Source organism: Synechococcus sp. UW86 (genome assembly GCF_900474085.1).
Classification (GTDB): Bacteria; Cyanobacteriota; Cyanobacteriia; order PCC-6307; family Cyanobiaceae; genus Parasynechococcus.
This window is the reverse complement of sequence record NZ_UCNU01000009.1, coordinates 71860-88424: the sequence shown is the minus strand read 5'-3', so window position 1 is coordinate 88424 and position 16565 is coordinate 71860. Positions and strand designations below refer to the sequence as shown.

The 16565-nt window shown below is 63.6% G+C and carries 17 protein-coding genes; 13 read left to right on the top strand and 4 right to left on the bottom strand.

The genetic code is table 11. From position 1 onward, the window contains the following. From DXY04_RS02895 to rplL, 7 genes are all read left to right on the top strand, one after another. Positions 1-2769, top strand: coding sequence for an ATP-dependent Clp protease ATP-binding subunit (locus DXY04_RS02895; protein ID WP_115160911.1), 2769 nt, complete (start codon positions 1-3; stop codon positions 2767-2769). A gap of 70 nt (positions 2770-2839) precedes the next feature. Further along, positions 2840-3082: a preprotein translocase subunit SecE gene (gene secE, locus DXY04_RS02890; RefSeq protein ID WP_006850159.1), complete on the top strand. Its 243-nt coding sequence runs from the start codon at positions 2840-2842 to the stop codon at positions 3080-3082. 21 nt (positions 3083-3103) lie between these two features. Continuing rightward, positions 3104-3772, top strand: a complete 669-nt coding sequence (nusG, locus tag DXY04_RS02885) for a transcription termination/antitermination protein NusG (protein WP_115160910.1) — start codon at positions 3104-3106, stop codon at positions 3770-3772. A gap of 109 nt (positions 3773-3881) precedes the next feature. Continuing rightward, the gene (rplK, locus tag DXY04_RS02880; protein ID WP_006851160.1) at positions 3882-4307 is read left to right on the top strand and encodes a 50S ribosomal protein L11; all 426 of its coding nucleotides are present in this window, start codon (positions 3882-3884) and stop codon (positions 4305-4307) included. Positions 4308-4378: 71 nt separating this feature from the next. Beyond that, positions 4379-5086: a 50S ribosomal protein L1 gene (gene rplA / locus DXY04_RS02875; RefSeq protein ID WP_038552494.1), complete on the top strand. Its 708-nt coding sequence runs from the start codon at positions 4379-4381 to the stop codon at positions 5084-5086. Between the two features lie 238 nt (positions 5087-5324). Next, the gene (gene rplJ, locus DXY04_RS02870; protein WP_006851480.1) at positions 5325-5852 is read left to right on the top strand and encodes a 50S ribosomal protein L10; all 528 of its coding nucleotides are present in this window, start codon (positions 5325-5327) and stop codon (positions 5850-5852) included. A 54-nt stretch (positions 5853-5906) separates the two neighbouring features. Further along, a complete protein-coding gene (gene rplL / locus DXY04_RS02865) occupies positions 5907-6296 on the top strand; it encodes a 50S ribosomal protein L7/L12 (protein WP_114987674.1) in 390 nt (129 codons plus the stop codon). A gap of 271 nt (positions 6297-6567) precedes the next feature. Here the strand turns inward: rplL and DXY04_RS02860 are convergent, their stop codons facing one another. Continuing rightward, positions 6568-7326, bottom strand: coding sequence for a DUF3747 domain-containing protein (locus DXY04_RS02860; RefSeq protein ID WP_115160909.1), 759 nt, complete (start codon positions 7324-7326; stop codon positions 6568-6570). 51 nt (positions 7327-7377) lie between these two features. On the opposite strand from DXY04_RS02860, the gene rnhA reads away from it, so the two are divergent. The 3 genes from rnhA (at position 7378) to DXY04_RS02845 (ending at position 10476) form a co-directional block, all read left to right on the top strand. Beyond that, the gene (gene rnhA, locus DXY04_RS02855) at positions 7378-8136 is read left to right on the top strand and encodes a ribonuclease HI (RefSeq protein ID WP_115160908.1); all 759 of its coding nucleotides are present in this window, start codon (positions 7378-7380) and stop codon (positions 8134-8136) included. A gap of 8 nt (positions 8137-8144) precedes the next feature. Beyond that, entirely contained in the window at positions 8145-9326 is a 1182-nt protein-coding gene (locus tag DXY04_RS02850; protein WP_114987666.1) for a quinone-dependent dihydroorotate dehydrogenase, read from the top strand. Between the two features lie 73 nt (positions 9327-9399). Continuing rightward, positions 9400-10476, top strand: a complete 1077-nt coding sequence (locus DXY04_RS02845) for an aminotransferase class I/II-fold pyridoxal phosphate-dependent enzyme (protein WP_115160907.1) — start codon at positions 9400-9402, stop codon at positions 10474-10476. Between the two features lies 1 nt (position 10477). Here DXY04_RS02845 and murG read toward each other — a convergent pair whose 3' ends face one another. Continuing rightward, positions 10478-11554, bottom strand: a complete 1077-nt coding sequence (murG, locus tag DXY04_RS02840; RefSeq protein WP_115161253.1) for an undecaprenyldiphospho-muramoylpentapeptide beta-N-acetylglucosaminyltransferase — start codon at positions 11552-11554, stop codon at positions 10478-10480. Between the two features lie 58 nt (positions 11555-11612). Here murG and DXY04_RS02835 point away from each other — a divergent pair, with 58 nt between their 5' ends. Further along, positions 11613-12350: a hypothetical protein gene (locus tag DXY04_RS02835; RefSeq protein WP_244278556.1), complete on the top strand. Its 738-nt coding sequence runs from the start codon at positions 11613-11615 to the stop codon at positions 12348-12350. On the opposite strand, the gene DXY04_RS02830 is transcribed toward DXY04_RS02835, so the two are convergent. Together DXY04_RS02830 and pgk are read right to left on the bottom strand one after the other, a co-directional pair. Then, positions 12347-13234 (bottom strand): NAD(P)-dependent oxidoreductase, encoded by an 888-nt coding sequence (locus tag DXY04_RS02830; RefSeq protein WP_115160906.1) that lies wholly within the window; start codon positions 13232-13234, stop codon positions 12347-12349. The genes DXY04_RS02835 and DXY04_RS02830 overlap by 4 nt on opposite strands. A 140-nt stretch (positions 13235-13374) precedes the next feature. Beyond that, entirely contained in the window at positions 13375-14580 is a 1206-nt protein-coding gene (gene pgk / locus DXY04_RS02825) for a phosphoglycerate kinase (protein WP_115081229.1), read from the bottom strand. Between the two features lie 118 nt (positions 14581-14698). On the opposite strand from pgk, the gene ylqF reads away from it, so the two are divergent. After that, complete coding sequence (gene ylqF, locus DXY04_RS02820; protein ID WP_115160905.1) at positions 14699-15565, top strand: ribosome biogenesis GTPase YlqF; 867 nt, start codon at positions 14699-14701, stop codon at positions 15563-15565. Then, positions 15562-16563 (top strand): RluA family pseudouridine synthase, encoded by a 1002-nt coding sequence (locus DXY04_RS02815; protein ID WP_115160904.1) that lies wholly within the window; start codon positions 15562-15564, stop codon positions 16561-16563. The genes ylqF and DXY04_RS02815 overlap by 4 nt, the downstream gene beginning before the upstream one ends. The last annotated feature ends 2 nt before the right edge of the window (positions 16564-16565 follow it).

Here is a 16565-nt window from a genome sequence, read left to right as displayed (position 1 = left end):
ATGACTTCATCGCCAGCGTTGAACGGCAGCCTCACCCATGAGCCGGATCGCTTCAGCGACGCGGCCTGGGATCTGCTGCTCAGTGGTCAGGACGTTGCCCGTCGCTGGCGCCATGGGCAGTTGGATGTGGAGCACCTGATCCAGGTGCTGTTCACCGATCCCTCCTGCCGCCGCCTGGTGGAGCGCTTGCCTCTCCCCATCGATGCGCTCTTGGATCGCTTGGAGGATGTGCTGGCTGATCAGCCCTCCGGGCGAAGCGATGAGCTCTTCATCGGTGATGACCTGGAACAGCTGCTCGATTCGGCTGATGCCATCCGTCGGCGCTGGAATGGCGACGTCATCGATCTGCCGGAAGTGTTGATGGCCATTGGTGCCGATCCGCGGATCGGCGCTGATCTGTTTGCCGGCTTTGGTTTGTCAGCCGATGCCCTGGAGCAGCTGATCCAACGGGGGATGGACCAACGTGCTGGGGCTTCCGTTCCACCTCAGGAGCGCTCGATGCCGCGGGCTCAGCCGGAGGTGCAGCAGGAAGCGCCACGCCGTGAACGGGTGGCGCGCGTTCCCTCCTCCTCCCGTGCGCTGCGCGGGCCGGAGCCGGAGCCTGTCACTCCCCAGTCGCCCGCCCCTGAGGCCCCTCTGCAGGAGCCCCCCACGGCCTTGGAGTCCTATGGGCGGGATCTCACCGAAGAGGCGGAAGCAGGCAGCCTGGATCCTGTGATCGGTCGTGATTCTGAAATTCGCAACCTGATCAAGGTGCTGTCGCGCCGGAGCAAGAACAATCCGGTGCTCATCGGTGAACCCGGTGTTGGCAAAACAGCGATTGCGGAGCTGCTGGCGCAGCGGATCGTGGCGGGTGAAGTGCCGGAGTCGCTGCAGGGTCTGCGGCTGGTGGCGCTGGATCTCGGGGCTTTGATCGCCGGTGCCAAGTTCCGTGGTCAGTTCGAGGAACGCCTGCGCTCGGTGCTCGAGGAGGTGAGTGGTTCCGATTCCGGTGTGGTGTTGTTCATCGATGAGCTGCACACCGTTGTTGGCAGTGATCGCAGCAGCACCGATGCCGGCAGCCTGTTGAAGCCAGCTCTGGCCCGGGGTGACCTGCGCTGCATCGGTGCCACCACGCCGGAGGATTACCGGCTCACGGTGGAAAAGGATCCGGCACTGAACCGCCGCTTCCAGCAGGTGGTGATCCGCGAGCCGGATCTGGAGTTGAGCCTCGAAATTCTGCGCGGCTTGAAGGAGCGCTACGAGCTGCACCACGGCGTCACCATCACCGATGAGGCCATTCAGACCGCCAACCGTCTTGCCGACCGCTACATCAGCGATCGCTGCCTGCCGGACAAAGCCATTGATCTGATCGATGAGGCAGCGGCACAACTGAAGATGGAGGTCACCTCCAAGCCGCAGGTGGTGGAGGAGGCCGAAGCTGATCTACGCCGCGTTGAACTGGCCCTGCTCGCCGCCGAGCAGGCGCCTGAAGCGGAGCGGATTCAGCTCCAGCGCAACCGGCTCGAAGTGTCCACGCGACTGGACGATCTGCGGCGGCGCTGGCAGGAGGAGCGCGGTCAGCTCGAGGAGCTCGGCCAGCTGCTCCAGCAGGATGAAGACCTGCGCCATGCCATCGCTGAGGCCGAGCGGGATGGCGACCTGGAGGAAGCGGCCCGCCTCCAGTACGACCAGCTGCATCGGGTGCAGCAGCGCCGGGATGTATTGGAGGCGTCCCAGGCGGAGACCCAGTCCGCTGGAACGGCTCTGCTGCGCGAGCAGGTGGAAGCCGGTGACATCGCTGATCTGGTGGCTCGTTGGACCGGGATTCCCGTGCAGCGGCTGTTGGCGGGCGAGCGGCGCAAACTCCTGGATCTCGACGCCCATCTCGCCGAACGGGTGATTGGTCAGGGTGAGGCGGTGTCCGCCGTTGCTGCTGCCATCCGCCGGGCCAGGGCCGGCATGAAGGATCCCCGTCGACCGGTGGGTTCCTTTCTGTTCCTGGGGCCGACCGGCGTCGGTAAGACCGAGCTGGCGAAGGCGCTGGCGGGGTCGTTATTCGATGAAGAGGAGGCGCTGGTTCGCCTCGACATGAGCGAGTTCATGGAGCGGAACGCTGTTGCCCGGCTGATCGGTGCTCCTCCGGGCTACGTCGGTTACGAGGAAGGGGGGCAACTCACGGAGGCCGTGCGGCGTCGTCCCTATGCGGTGCTGCTTCTCGATGAAGTGGAGAAGGCCCATCCCGATGTGTTCAACCTGCTGCTGCAGGTCCTGGATGACGGCCGGCTCACCGATTCCCAGGGCCGCACCGTTGATTTTCGCCACACCGTGGTCGTGATGACCAGCAATCTGGCCAGCCCGGCGATCCTTGAGCATGCCCGCTCGGGATCCACGGATGAGTCAGCCCTGCAACAGCAGGTGGATGCAGCGCTCTCCAGCCAGTTCCGGCCTGAATTCCTCAACCGCATCGATGAGGTGATTCGTTTCCGTCCGTTGGAAGTCTCCGATCTGGTGCGGATTGTTCAGTTGCAGCTGAAGGACCTCGCTGCTCTGTTGGCCGAGCAGGGTCTTGCCCTTCAGGTGGACGATGCTGTCGCTGAGGCCATGGCCCGTCAGGGCCATGAACCGGAGTACGGGGCGCGGCCGCTGCGTCGGGTGCTGCGCCGCCAGCTGGAAAATCCGCTCTCCACGCTGCTGCTTGAGGAGCGCTTTGCCGGAGCCAGTGGCGTGACGGTGCGGCTGGGGGAGGCCGGCACGGATGCCTTGGTGTTCGATCCGGTGGGAGTTTGAGGGCATCCGGTAGGGTGTCTGTTTGGCGAAGTGCCTACCGGCACCGTTGTCAACTTCCGGTCCCATCCCCGTGACCAGCCCCATCTCTGAGGACACCACCACTTCCGACGGCTCAAAAGCCGCTGCCGATTCCACCAAATCCGGTGGTTTTTTGGCGGACACGGTTGATGAGCTGAAGCTCGTGGTCTGGCCCAGCCGCCAGCAACTGTTCAGCGAATCCATCGCTGTGATTCTGATGGTCAGCCTTTCGGCCGCCACCATCGCGGCTGTCAGTCGCTTCTTTGGGTGGGCTTCGTCCCAGGTGTTCCGCTGACTCGATATCACCTTTCTCGCCGTGCCCGACGACCTGACCACACCGGACGCCCCTGAGGTGCTTGATCTGCCAGCCCCGAATGAGGGGGAAGACGGCACCTTGCCTGCGGCGGCTGTCGCCAACACGGCCATCGCCCGTTGGTACGCCGTTCAGGTGGCCTCCAGCTGCGAGAAGAAGGTCAAGGCCACCCTGGAGCAGCGGGCCGTCACCCTCGGGGTGAGCAACCGGATCCTCGAAATCGAGATTCCCCAGACCCCTGCCGTCAAGCTGAAGAAGGACGGCACCCGTCAGTCCACCGAGGAGAAGGTGTTCCCCGGTTATGTGCTGGTGCGGATGGTGCTGGATGAGGACACGATGATGGCGGTGCGGAGCACCCCGAACGTGATCAATTTCGTCGGTGCTGAAGACCGGCGCGCCACCGGTAAGGCCCGTGGTCATATCAAGCCCCGTCCCCTCAGCCGCTCTGAGGTGGATCGCATCTTCAAGCGCGCTGCCGAGAAGAAGACCGTCGTCAAGGTGGATCTCACCGAAGGCGATCAGATCCTGGTGACCGCTGGTCCGTTCAAGGACTTCCAGGGCGAGGTGATCGAGGTCTCCGGCGAGCGCAACAAGCTCAAGGCCCTGCTCTCCATCTTCGGTCGCGAGACCCCGGTGGAACTGGAGTTCTCTCAGATCACCAAACAGAACTGACCTGGCGGCGGCCGTCTCCCTGCGGAGGGCGGCCTTGGGAGTGGGCAACCATTCCGCCGCACCCGACCCGAGGGTCTGGTGATCCGCAGCTGTCCAAACCCCCCAGCCGATGGCCAAGAAAGTCGTAGCTGTGATCAAGCTGGCCCTAGATGCCGGCAAAGCCAACCCCGCGCCGCCGGTGGGCCCTGCCCTCGGTCAGCACGGTGTGAACATCATGATGTTCTGCAAGGAGTACAACGCTCGGACGCAGGACAAAGCCGGTTATGTGATTCCGGTGGAGATCTCGGTCTTCGAAGACCGCAGCTTCACCTTCATCACCAAGACGCCTCCGGCGTCGGTGCTGATCACCAAGGCCGCAAAGATCCAAAAGGGATCCGGTGAGTCCGCCAAGGGCAGTGTTGGATCGATCAGTCGAGCTCAGCTCGAGGAGATCGCCAAGACCAAGCTCCCCGACCTCAACTGCACCAGCGTTGAGTCCGCCATGCGGATCATCGAAGGCACCGCCCGCAACATGGGCGTTTCCATCAGCGACTGACGTCGCTGCATCGCTTCTCCAACCCATACGGGGGAGGCATCCCTGATGTCGTCTGAACCCCAACCCTGAACATGCCCAAAATCTCCAAGCGCCTGGCCAGCCTGGCCGGCAAGATCGAGGACCGTGCCTACGCACCCCTCGAGGCGATTGCCCTGGTCAAGGACAACGCCAATGCGAAATTCGACGAGACGATGGAGGCCCATGTGCGCCTCGGCATCGATCCGAAGTACACCGACCAGCAGCTGCGCACCACCGTTGCTCTGCCCAACGGCACCGGTCAGACCGTGCGCATCGCCGTGGTGACCCGCGGTGAGAAGGTGGCTGAAGCCAAAGCCGCCGGTGCCGAACTCGCCGGTGAAGAAGACCTGGTGGAAAGCATCAGCAAGGGCGAAATGGATTTCGACCTGTTGATCGCCACCCCCGACATGATGCCCAAGGTGGCCAAGTTGGGACGGGTCCTCGGCCCCCGTGGCTTGATGCCTAACCCCAAGGCAGGCACCGTCACCACGGACCTCGAGGCTGCGATCAAGGAATTCAAGGCCGGCAAACTGGAATTCCGTGCCGACCGCACCGGCATCGTTCACGTCCGCTTCGGCAAGGCCAGCTTCAGTGCCGATGCCCTGCTGCAGAACCTCAAGACCCTGCAGGAAACCATCGACCGCAACAAGCCCAGCGGTGCTAAGGGCCGTTACTGGAAGTCCCTGTATGTGACCTCCACCATGGGCCCTTCCGTTGAAGTCGATTTCTCTGCTCTGCAGGACATCGAGCAGGGGAGCTGATCAGGCTCTCATCTACACTTAACGATTGGCGAAAGCCAAATCGGGCACGCGCCCGGCCAGAGACAGCAGGATGTCCCTGGGCATGACGTCAGTCATTCCCGTTGATGTAATCCCTGCCGAGGCAGACGCGACACGGTTTTGTCCCATTCGGGATTGGATCGGCACGCGGCCTCGTCTTCCTTTCGAAGACTCGATCGGCCGTGTGCCCAGCTTGTTCCTTTGATCCGATCCAATCCCTATGGGCCGCACGCTGGAGAACAAGCAGCAGATCGTCGGAGAGCTCAAAGAGCTCCTCGCCGACGCCGAACTGGCACTTGTCCTTGATTTCAAGGGCCTGTCCATCAAGGAAATGTCTGACCTGCGGGATCGTCTGCGGGCCAGCGACAGCGTTTGCAAGGTGACCAAAAACACCTTGATGCGCCGTGCCATTGATGGTGACAGCAACTGGGCCAGCCTCGATTCCCTGCTGACCGGAACCAACGCCTTCGTCCTGGTGAAGGGCGATGTTGGTGCCGGTGTGAAGGCCGTTCAGACCTTCCAGAAGGAACTCAAGAAGTCCGAGACCAAGGGCGGCCTTTTCGAAGGCAAGCTCCTGTCTCAGGACGAGATCAAAGCCATTGCCGATCTCCCCTCCAAGGAGCAGCTCATGGCTCAGATCGCCGGTGCCATCAACGCCGTGGCCACGAAGGTCGCTGTGGGCATCAACGAGGTTCCCTCTGGTATGGCCAGGGCACTCAAGCAGCACGCCGAAGGCGGCGAAGGCTGATTCGGCCCTGCCGAGACCACTGTTCATTGATCTGTTGCTTCCCCTTTCAAAACCATGTCTGCAAAAACCGACGAAATTCTCGAATCGCTGAAATCCCTCTCCCTGCTTGAAGCTTCCGAGCTGGTCAAGCAGATCGAAGAGGCCTTCGGTGTGTCCGCCGCAGCATCTGCTGGTGTTGTGATGGCTGCCCCTGGCGCTGCTGGTGGCGGTGGCGATGCCGCTGAAGAGAAGACCGAATTCGACGTGATCCTGGAAGGCTTCGACGCCTCCGCCAAGATCAAGGTCCTCAAGGCCGTCCGTGAGGCCACCGGTCTGGGTCTGGGCGACGCCAAGGCTCTGGTCGAGGCTGCTCCCAAGGCCGTCAAGGAAGGTGTCTCCAAGGAAGACGCCGAAGCTGCCAAGAAGGCCATCGAAGAAGCAGGCGGCAAGGTCACCCTCAAGTGATCGCCTTGGGAGAGGGCTTGCCCCTCTCCCCCTGTTTGCGTTCAGTCACCGGTCCTTTCGAGGGCCGGTTTTTTTGTGGTTTTCTCTGGCCAATAAAAAAGCCCCGCCAAAGGCGGAGCTTTTTAAGAGAGGAACACATTCAGGAGTCTGTCCTTGTTTCGACCCTGAAGAGGCGCTCAGCACTCCTCACACAAGTTCAGACTAAGAGTGGGGAATCCTTTGTCAGCCCCTGTCTGGTCGCCCTCTCAACTGGCACTGTGACGGTTGGTCCTCAGCGGCGATAGGGAATCACCTGCAGCCGGATCGGGGCATTGCTGGCCAGGCGTGTGGTTCGTCGTTGTGTGGTTAGTCGTTGTGTGGTGCGTCGCCGTGTTGATCGTGCCGTGGGCAAAGGCGGTGGTGCGATCGGCGGCATCGGCGCTCCCAACCGCTGAAAGCCTGAACGCTGGCCGCGGCTGCTGGCCAGCGCGAGCAGCCGGTTCACCGGGTCGTGATGCGCGAAGTACAGGTGGTTCAACGGGCGACCCTGGTAAACCCGGCGTTCCAAGGCCCAGCCCGGCTCCAGCTGCAGAGCCACGAACCCGTTGGGATCGCGGCGAGTTGGTAAGGGAGCCTGACCCACCAGGAGTGGTGCCCGTTGCTGGGGGTCGAGGGCCTCGAGCCTCAGCGAGGCGCCGGATGGCTTGAGCCGGAAGCGAAAGCGGGTTCCAAGGTCTTGGCCACCGCTGCGCAGCGAGTATCCATTGCTGTCCAGGTAGCGCTTGCAGATGCCGCTGAAGTTGAAGCGATTCAGGCTGGGCTCCACCAGTCCGTCCTGGCGTGCCCTCCAGCAGCGCGGTTGGGCCTTGATCTGTTCCAGCACCAGCAGTTTCCAGTGGGCTCTGCCAATGGGTTGTGCCAGCACAGCGATGTGCTCCTGCGGCACCGCTGCGCTGTCAAACAAGGCCCGTGCACTGCCCTCCTGCGATAGACCGGCCGCCAAGAGCCCCACGGCAGTCAGACCAGCCTCCCGTAGGTAGGTTCGGCTCATCCACGGTGACGCCAGAAACCGTGTTGTACCGAACAGTGTTGGGACCGATCAATGGCGGAAGGACGGGGACGGGTCGTGGCTGCAGCGACGGATGGTGCCTGCAGCGGCAACCCAGGTCCGGGAGGTTGGGGGGCCTTATTGCGTTTTGAAGACGGCAGCGTTGAGGAATTCGGTGGCCATGCACCCGACACCACCAACAACCGCATGGAACTGCAGGCGGCGTTGGAGGTGTTGCAACGGCTTGAACATCTGCCCCGTCATCCGGATCTCACCCTGCGCACCGACAGCAAATATCTGATTGATGGCCTGGGCTCCTGGATCAAAGGCTGGAAGCGCAAAGGCTGGAAAACAGCTGCGGGCAAGCCCGTGCTCAACCAGGACCTCTGGAAGGCTTTGGATGCCGCTCGTCTGGATGATGTGCCCCTGCGCTACGTCAAAGGCCACAGCGGTGATCCAGATAACGAACGGGTGGACCGCATCGCCGTGGCGTTCTCCCATAACGCCCAGCCCAACTTGTCTCTGAAGCAGGGATCATCGGAGCTGTCTTCCGCCGAGGCCGCACCTGAAGCTCCATCTGAGGTTGCCCCCAAGCCTCTGCTACAGCTGTTATCCCGGTTGGAGCTGGCGGACCGTCTCGCGCAGGGTGGCTACAGCCTCTCGTTGCTGGAGCTGGCGCAGCTGGTGGAAAAGCCGCTCAAACAGCTGGAAACCAAGGCTGAGAGCTGGATCTGGAGGGATTGGACCGTCGAGCCCCAGGCGGAAGGTCGCTGGATCCTGCAACGTCGCGAGGCAGGATCAGAACAGTCCTGAGCTAGAGCATGTCGCCGTCCTCCTCGGCTGGACCGCTCAGCAGCGGTGCCTTCTATCAGCGTTGGCTTGGCCCGGTCTTGGCACGGGACGACGGTCTGGATGCTGAACAGCTGTCGCGCACTGCCCTCACGGCTCTTGGTCAAGCCAGCCTGCGGCGCCGCTGGCCAGGGGTGTCCACGGTGCTGGATGGCGTTGCGGCGGATCTGCAACGGCGTGATCTGCGCCTGGAACAAGTGCTGTTTGGCTGCCGCTTCCCCAACCCGGTGGGTTTGGCGGCGGGGTTTGACAAGAACGGAGTCGCGGCTGGGATTTGGGATTGCTTTGGCTTTGGCTTCGCCGAAGTGGGCACGGTCACCTGGCATGGCCAGCCGGGCAACCCCAAACCACGCCTGTTCCGGTTGGCGGAGGAGCAGGCCGCGTTGAACCGGATGGGATTCAACAACGATGGCGCCAAGGCGCTGTTGAAAACGCTGGAGCGTCAACGTCTGGATCCGCCCGGCCGGCGGCCGGCGGTGCTGGGGATCAATGTGGGCAAATCCAAGATCACGGCCTTGGAGCAGGCACCGGACGACTACGCGGCGTCCCTGGAGTTGTTGTCGCCCTTGGCGGACTACGCGGTGATCAACGTCAGCTCCCCCAACACCCCCGGATTGCGGGATCTGCAGGACACAGCCCAGTTGCGGCGGTTGGTGGAGCGGCTGCGCCGGCTGCCGGCCTGCCCCCCTTTGTTGGTGAAGATCGCGCCGGATCTGGACGATGAATCGATTGATGCGGTGGCCCGATTGGCCTTTGAGGAGGGTCTGGCTGGGGTGATCGCGGTCAACACCAGTCTCAATCGGCTGGGCCTGGAGCAACGGCGGTTGCCGCAGACCGGGCGCACTTTGGCGGAGGAGGCCGGTGGTCTCAGCGGTGCCCCCCTGCGTCAGCGGGCCCAGGAGGTGATCCGTCGCTTGCGGGCCAGTGCTGGCCCGGCGCTGCCGTTGATCGGTGTGGGTGGGATTGACTCGGCGCAAGTCGCCTGGGAGCGCATCACCGCAGGGGCTTCTCTGGTGCAGCTCTATACCGGCTGGATCTTTCAGGGGCCGGATTTGGTGCCGCGGATTCTGGATGGTCTTCTGCTGCAGTTGGACCGCCACGGTCTGCGCACTATCGCGGAAGCATCCGGCAGCGGTTTGCCCTGGCAAGACTGAACCTTTTGCTTTAAGGCAGCGCAACGGCAGTGGGTCACGCTGGAGATGTCTCTGAGTTGTATCGGGAGTCGGGATGGGCGTCGACCTGCGCCATGGCGGCAATCGGGAAGCGGCCGCAGCACGATTGAACTGCCGGCCCTCGCAGCTGCTGGATGCCAGTGCCTCCTTGATCCCCTGGAGTCCGCGTGCCTCCCGCATCCCACTGGCTTCCATACGCCACTACCCCGATAGAGGTCACGCGTTGATTCGCAGGCTTTTGGGCGCCCTGCATGGTCTGGAGTTTTCTTTTCTGTTGCCGGGTAATGGCGCCGCTGAACTGTTCACCTGGGCGGCTCATGATGCAGCCGAGCAAGGTTTGAGTGTGCTGGCAGCACCGGGTTTTGCCGATTACAAACGTGCCTTGCGCTGCTGGTCAGCGACCTCCCGGCAGCAGCAGTTGCCTCTCCTTTGGGATGAGGGGTTTCCGCAACCGTCCCCCGACCCGGGCGAGGGATCTGTGCTGTGGATTTGCAATCCCCATAACCCCACCGGTCAGCTCTGGAGCCGTGCCTCATTGCAGCCATTGCTGGAGCGGTACGCCCTGGTGATCTGTGATGAAGCGTTTTTGCCTCTGGTGCCCAACGGCGAGCAGCAGTCGTTGATTCCCTTGGTGACTGAGCATTCGAACCTGGTGGTGATCCGCAGCCTCACCAAGCTCTATGGCATTGCTGGCTTGCGTTTGGGCTATGCCGTTGCGCAGCCCCAGCGGTTGCAGCGTTGGGCCGAGTGGCGGGATCCCTGGCCCGTGAATGGCATCGCCCTGGCTGTTGGCGAACAGTTGTTGTCATCTCCGCGGCGTTACCACTCTTGGTGCGCGCGCGTGCAGCGTTGGACGGCAACGGAGGGGGCGTGGATGCAGCGGCAACTGGCTGCGTTGCCGGGCATCACCCCGATGCCGTCGGCGGTTAACTATCTGCTGATTCGAGCGAACCGATCCCTCGTGCCATTGCGGGAAGCATTGGAGCAACGGCATCGCATTCTTTTGCGTGATTGCCGTTCCTTTGAGGGTTTGGGAGAGACCTGGCTGCGGATCGGATTGCAATCGCGGCGCAACAACCGCCGCATCGTGTGGGCGATGCGTGAGGAGTTGAAGCGCACCCCTCTGGCTTGACTCAGGCCACCAGGTCTTGAAGCACGCCGGCCAGTTGCCGTTCAGCATCCCGTTCCGCCAACGCAGCCATCCCTTCACGCATCTGGGTGAGTGGATCCTCTGTAGTGCTGGCGTGTCCGAGCCGCGATGCCAGGAGCCTTTGCACGGTGGTCAGCAACACGGGTTGCTCCGGTTCGTGTTGATGCACGATCACGGCCGCACCGAGGGATGCCGCACAGGCGGCATTGGCCTCCTGGTGCTGGTCCGCCGCCTGCGGGAACGGCACCAGCACGGCCGGGGTTCCGCAGACCGCCAGTTCACTGAGGCTGCCGGCCCCCGCGCGGCTGATGGCTAGATCCGCATGTTGCAGCAACCCGGGCATCTCATCGCTGAAGCGGCGTTCCACCAGTTGTGGGTGCTGCAGCTGCCCAAGGTCGGGGTCGTTGTCGCCGGTGAGGTGAACCACGCGGCAGCCCTGCTCCAACAATGCCGGCACCGCGGCACGCACCATTCGGTTGAGGCCGACGGCGCCTTGACTGCCGCCCATCACCACCAGGAGCGGCCCCTCCCCGGAAGGGACCCAGCCCGGTAGGGGTTGTGGGGCCAGAAAGCTGGAACGCACTGGTGTGCCCGTTAGCACCGGCTGGCTGCCGGGGATGCGCTTGGCGGCAGCGGGGAGGCCAATGGCCACGGCGCTGCAGAAGCGACCCAGCAAGCGGGTGACCCGCCCCGGGATGGCATTGGATTCATGCAGCACCACGGGAATCCCGCACCAACGCGCCGCCAGGATCGCGGGGGCGGCGATGTAGCCGCCGGTGGTGAACACCACATCGATCGCGTTTCGGCGGATCATCCGCCGCACGTTCACGCTGGCCAGCAACAGGCGCAGCAACTGCAGCAGCTTGGTCAGCCCGCGTCCTTGCAGTCCGCCGGCGTTCACGCACACCAAACCAAAACGCTGCGGCACCAGCTGCGTTTCGAGCCGATCAGGCACCCCCAGCCAGCGCACGGGCCACTGCTGTTCCACAGCTTCCGCAACAGCCAGAGCGGGGAAGAGATGGCCGCCGGTGCCGCTGGCGGCGATCAGAAGCCGGGTCATCGCGTCGGCCGTCACCGCACACCAGGCCTAATTTAATTGGGTTGATGTGGTCTGGCCCGTGCGTCGTTTTCTGGGAGTCACGCTCGTGTCGGCCATGGCGTTGCTTTTGTCACCGGTCCATGCCCTTGAGCAGCCCGGACGTGGGGGCAGTGCTGTGGAACGTTTCAGCGATCGCCTGCAAGCGGCATTGAACAGCGGCAGCTCTTCGGCGTTCGACACTCTGGCCAGCGTTGAGCTTCAGCCTGTGCTGGCCCAGCGCCTGGAGCGTTTCCGGCAGGATTTTCCCGAGGTCACCTGGCAGGTGGAGCCCGCAGCTCTTACACCAGATGGCCGTCCAACCCTCAGCCTGCAGGTGCGGGGTGCCGCTGAATCCCAGGGGCTCAGTTATTCCCTTGAGGCCAGCGAACAGATTGCGATTCGTTTGGAAGGCGGCGAGTTGGTGGAGCAGGAACTGTTGGCCCAGCAGTCCTTGCTGCGCAGTGGTGAGCGCCCCTTGGCGGTTGACGTCGCCATCCCCGACGTGGTGCTCACCGGCAGCCGTTATGACGTCGACTTAATCGTTGAAAAACCGCTAGGCCAGGCCCTGGTGGCGGGCGGTTTGGTCGACCTTTCCGATGAGCAGCTGTCGGCTCAGATCCGTCCCAACCTGCCGCTGGCTCCCCAAGGAGGGGGTGGCTTGTTCAAGAGCGTTCAGGCTCCGCAGCAACCCGGTTCGCAGACCTGGGCCGTGATGCTGGTGCATCCCGATGGGGTGGTGACGGCCACCAAACGGGTGCGGGTAGTTAGCAGCTACTAGCTCCGTTGTCTTGTGTGATTCCAGCGGTGCAGGGCGGACACGTCCTCATCACCATGGCCGTTGTTGATCAGATCGAGTTCCAGCTGTTCCACCAGCGTTGTGACGGGCAGATCCAATTGGACGGCCTTGGCTGCATCAAGGGCAATCCCGAGATCCTTGCGATGCAGGCTGAGCCGGAAGCCGAGGGGATAGCTGCCCTCCAGCATGGCGATGCTGCGATGGTCGAGGGCCCATGAGCCGGCTGCACCATTTTTGAGGGCATCGATCACCTGGGGCATGGGCAGCTCCAGACGCTGGCCCAGAGCCACCGCTTCGGCCACGGCGGCATAGCTGCCGGCCACCAGCACCTGGTTCACCGCTTTCACCTGCTGCCCTCGCCCCACGCCACCGAAGTGATGAATGGAGCCGCCAATCACCTCGAGGATGGACTGAACCCGTTCCAGGATCTCGCTGGCCCCTCCCACCAGCACCGTGAGGCTGCCGCGTTTGGCCCCTTCCGTGCCGCCAGTGACGGGGGCATCCAGATAGTGAACATCCTGGTGGGCCAGGCGCTCCGCACAGCGTTGGGCCGTGGCGGGAGCAATGGTGGAGCAATCCAGCACCACACTGCCGATGCCCAGTTGTGATGCGGCCCCGTTGGCTCCGAACAGCACCTCCTCAACGGCTGCATCGTCGCTGACGCACAGCAGCAGCACATCCACGCCGGTGCTCGCTTCGGCTGGGCTGGAACAGCGAGCAGCACCCTCGAGCTCCGGATCGGTTTCGGCGGTGCGGCTGCGGGAGTGCACCCGCAGTGGGAAGCCAGCGCGGTGCAGGTTGATCGCCATGGGCAAGCCGAGTGCCCCCAGCCCCACGAAGCCAAGGCTCAAGTCAGCTTTTGTCATGACGCATGGCGAAGCATTCGGATCCTGGTCGACGGATGCGCTGCAGTTGTGCCTTCAGGACAAAAAATCCCGGTCGTCCTTTTGAGAGACGTCCGGGATGAGATCGATCAAGACCTGCAGCTGCAGGTCTGAGCCGCTGATCAGGCGGCGTCGAGGGCAGCCACGCCGGGCAGCACCTTGCCTTCCAGCAGTTCGAGGCTGGCGCCGCCGCCGGTGGAGATGTGCGACATCTTCTCGGCCAGGCCAGCTTTCTCGACCGCTGCCACGGAGTCACCACCGCCGATGATCGTGCAGCAGCCTTTGCCGCTCAAGTCGGCCAGGGTGGTGGCGATGGCGTTGGTGCCAGCAGCGAACTTGTCGAACTCGAACACGCCCATGGGGCCGTTCCAGATCACGGTCTGACAGTCGGCCAGGGCGTCCTGGAACACCTTGATCGAATCGGGGCCGATGTCCAGACCCATCCAGCCGTCGGGGATGGCGTTGATGTCAGCGGTCTGGCTGTTGGCATCGGGGGCGAAGTTGTCCGCCAGCACCACGTCGGTGGGCAGCAACAGCTGCACGCCTTTGGCCTTGGCCTTGGCCTCGAGCTCCTTGGCCAGTTCCAGCTTGTCTTCTTCCACCAGGCTCTTGCCCACCGAGAGCCCGCGGGCCTTGTAGAAGGTGAAGATCATGCCGCCGCCGATCAGCACCTTGTCGCACTTGTCGATCAGGGCTTCGAGCACGCCGATCTTGGAGCTCACTTTGGAGCCGCCGACGATGGCAGCCAGGGGACGCTTGGGCTCATCAACAGCACCCTGCAGGTACTGAAGTTCCTTCTCCATCAGGAAGCCGGCGACGGAGGGCTTGAGGAACTTGGTCACGCCTTCGGTGGAGGCGTGGGCGCGGTGGGCGGCGCCGAAGGCGTCGTTCACATACACCTCAGCCAGGCCTGCGAGCTTCTCAGCGAAACCGGCTTCGTTCTTCTCTTCTTCAGCGAAGAAGCGCACGTTCTCCAGCAGCACCACATCGCCGTTGGCCATGGCGCCCACCTTGGCTTCGGCGTCGGGGCCGATGCAGCTGTCGGTCTTGGCCACGGGCTTGCCCAGCAGTTCGCTCAGACGAGCGGCCACGGGGGTGAGACGCATGGCGTCGTTTACCTGGCCCTTGGGACGGCCAAAGTGAGCAGACAGGATTACCTTGGCGCCCTTGCCGATCAGGTCGTTGATCGTGGGCAGGGCGGCGCGGATGCGGGTGTCGTCGGTGATCGCACCGGCGTCGTTCAGGGGCACGTTGAAGTCAACCCGCACGAGAACGCGTTTGCCGCTCAGGTCGCCGGCGTTGAGGCTGGCCAGGGAACGCTTCGCCATAGGGTTGTGTCGTGCGGTAAGAAAACGGGGTGAGATTAACCCGTGTGAATGGCAATGGCGCCAGCGCGTTCAAAGTGAATCTGTTCCGGCTGGCCGTCTGTTCTGTGCGTTTGCGTTCGTGAGCACCCCAACGATCCAGTGGTACCCCGGCCACATCGCCAAGGCGGAGCAGCAGCTCAAACGCCATCTCGACAAGGTGGATCTGGTGATCGAGGTGCGGGATGCCCGCATTCCTCTGGCCACGGGCCACCCCCACCTCAACCGCTGGTTGAAGGGCAAGCAGCATCTGTTGGTGATCAACCGGCGCGACATGGTCACTGCGGCGGCCAAGGAGGCCTGGGAGGCCTGGTTTAAGGCCCATGGGCAGCGGACGGTTTGGTGTGATGCCAAAGCCGGCACCGGCGTGAAGCAGGTGCAGCAGGCCGCGATCCGTGCCGGCGACCAGCTCAACGAACGCCGCCGCAACCGGGGCATGCGGCCCAGGCCGGTGCGGGCGCTCACCTTGGGCTTCCCCAACGTGGGCAAGTCGGCGTTGATCAACCGCCTTGTGCGCCAGAAGGTGGTGGCCAGTGCCCGGCGGGCCGGGGTGACGCGAACCCTGCGCTGGGTGCGTCTGGGGCAAGACCTTGACCTTCTTGATGCCCCCGGCGTGCTGCCGCCTCGGCTCGATGACCAGCAGGCGGCCCTGCGGCTGGCCCTTTGCGACGACATCGGCCAGGCCGCCTACGACGGTGAGCTTGTGGCTCAGGCCTTCCTGCAGTTGTTGCTGGATGTGGAATCGCAGCCTGCCGCTGGGGTGGCGATTCCGCTGCTCCAGGAGCGCTACGGCATTCCCCTGAGCGGTGAAACGGCCGACCCTGCCCTTTGGCTGGATGCCGCAGCGGCCCGCCATACCTCCGGTGAGACGGCGCGCATGGCCCAGCGGTTGCTGGATGATTTCCGCAAATCGGCCCTCGGCAGCATTGCCCTGGAGCTGCCGGCATGAGTCCGCAGTGGAAACGTCCTCCGTTGCCGGAGGAGACATTCACCGACCGCTTTGGTGAAGGGGAGGGAGAGCTATTGACGCTGGCCTATCCCAAGCCGTTGCCGATGCGGCTGGACCGCTGGTTGGTGAGCCAGCGCACGGAGCAGAGCCGGGCCCGGATTCAGAAGTTCATCGATGCGGGCTACGTGCGCGTCAACGGCAAGACCGGCAAGGCCAAAACACCCCTGCGCCAGGGCGATGAGGTGCAGCTTTGGATGCCACCACCGGAACCGCTGCCTTACCTCAAGCCGGAGCCGATGGATCTGGATGTGTTGTTTGAGGACGACCATCTGATCGTGCTCAACAAGCCTGCCGGGCTGACGGTGCATCCGGCGCCGGGCAACAAGGACGGCACCCTGGTGAACGGCCTGCTGCACCACTGCCCGGACTTGCCCGGCATCAGCGGCAAGTTGCGGCCAGGGATCGTGCACCGCCTTGATAAAGACACCACCGGCTGCATCGTGATCGCCAAGAGCCAGGAGGCCTTGGTGCGGCTGCAGGTGCAGATCCAGAAGCGGATCGCTTCACGGGAATACTTCGCCGTCGTCCATGGGGTGCCTGCCGGCGACTCGGGCACGATCGTCGGGGCGATTGGCCGTCATCCGGCGGATCGCAAGAAGTACGCGGTGGTGAGCAGCGAAAACGGCCGGTATGCCTGCACCCACTGGACTCTGGTGGAGCGACTCGGCGACTACTCCCTGCTGCGGTTCAAGCTCGACACCGGGCGGACCCATCAGATCCGCGTCCACTGCGCCCACATGAACCACCCCGTGGTGGGGGACCCCACCTACAGCCGCTGCCGCAAGTTGCCGATCGAGTTGCCTGGCCAGGCCCTGCATGCCGTGCAGCTGGGGCTGGATCATCCGATCACCCGCGAGCGGATGGTGTTCGAAGCTCCCCTGCCTCCAGTGATGGAGAAGTTGCTGGGGGTGCTGAGGCGACGCGCCGCCTCGGGCTGAGG

Bases quoted from the DNA above. Each gene is read 5' to 3' on its own strand.
- pgk (WP_115081229.1), bottom strand. From the start codon at position 14,580: ATGGCGAAGCGTTCCCTGGCCAGCCTCAACGCCGGCGACCTGAGCGGC.
- rplK (WP_006851160.1), top strand. From the start codon at position 3,882: ATGGCCAAGAAAGTCGTAGCTGTGATCAAGCTGGCCCTAGATGCCGGC.
- DXY04_RS02860 (WP_115160909.1), bottom strand. From the start codon at position 7,326: ATGAGCCGAACCTACCTACGGGAGGCTGGTCTGACTGCCGTGGGGCTC.
- murG (WP_115161253.1), bottom strand. From the start codon at position 11,554: ATGACCCGGCTTCTGATCGCCGCCAGCGGCACCGGCGGCCATCTCTTC.
- rnhA (WP_115160908.1), top strand. From the start codon at position 7,378: ATGGCGGAAGGACGGGGACGGGTCGTGGCTGCAGCGACGGATGGTGCC.
- DXY04_RS02845 (WP_115160907.1), top strand. From the start codon at position 9,400: ATGGGCGTCGACCTGCGCCATGGCGGCAATCGGGAAGCGGCCGCAGCA.
- DXY04_RS02895 (WP_115160911.1), top strand. From the start codon at position 1: ATGACTTCATCGCCAGCGTTGAACGGCAGCCTCACCCATGAGCCGGAT.
- rplJ (WP_006851480.1), top strand. From the start codon at position 5,325: ATGGGCCGCACGCTGGAGAACAAGCAGCAGATCGTCGGAGAGCTCAAA.
- rplL (WP_114987674.1), top strand. From the start codon at position 5,907: ATGTCTGCAAAAACCGACGAAATTCTCGAATCGCTGAAATCCCTCTCC.
- DXY04_RS02830 (WP_115160906.1), bottom strand. From the start codon at position 13,234: ATGACAAAAGCTGACTTGAGCCTTGGCTTCGTGGGGCTGGGGGCACTC.
- DXY04_RS02850 (WP_114987666.1), top strand. From the start codon at position 8,145: ATGTCGCCGTCCTCCTCGGCTGGACCGCTCAGCAGCGGTGCCTTCTAT.
- DXY04_RS02815 (WP_115160904.1), top strand. From the start codon at position 15,562: ATGAGTCCGCAGTGGAAACGTCCTCCGTTGCCGGAGGAGACATTCACC.
- rplA (WP_038552494.1), top strand. From the start codon at position 4,379: ATGCCCAAAATCTCCAAGCGCCTGGCCAGCCTGGCCGGCAAGATCGAG.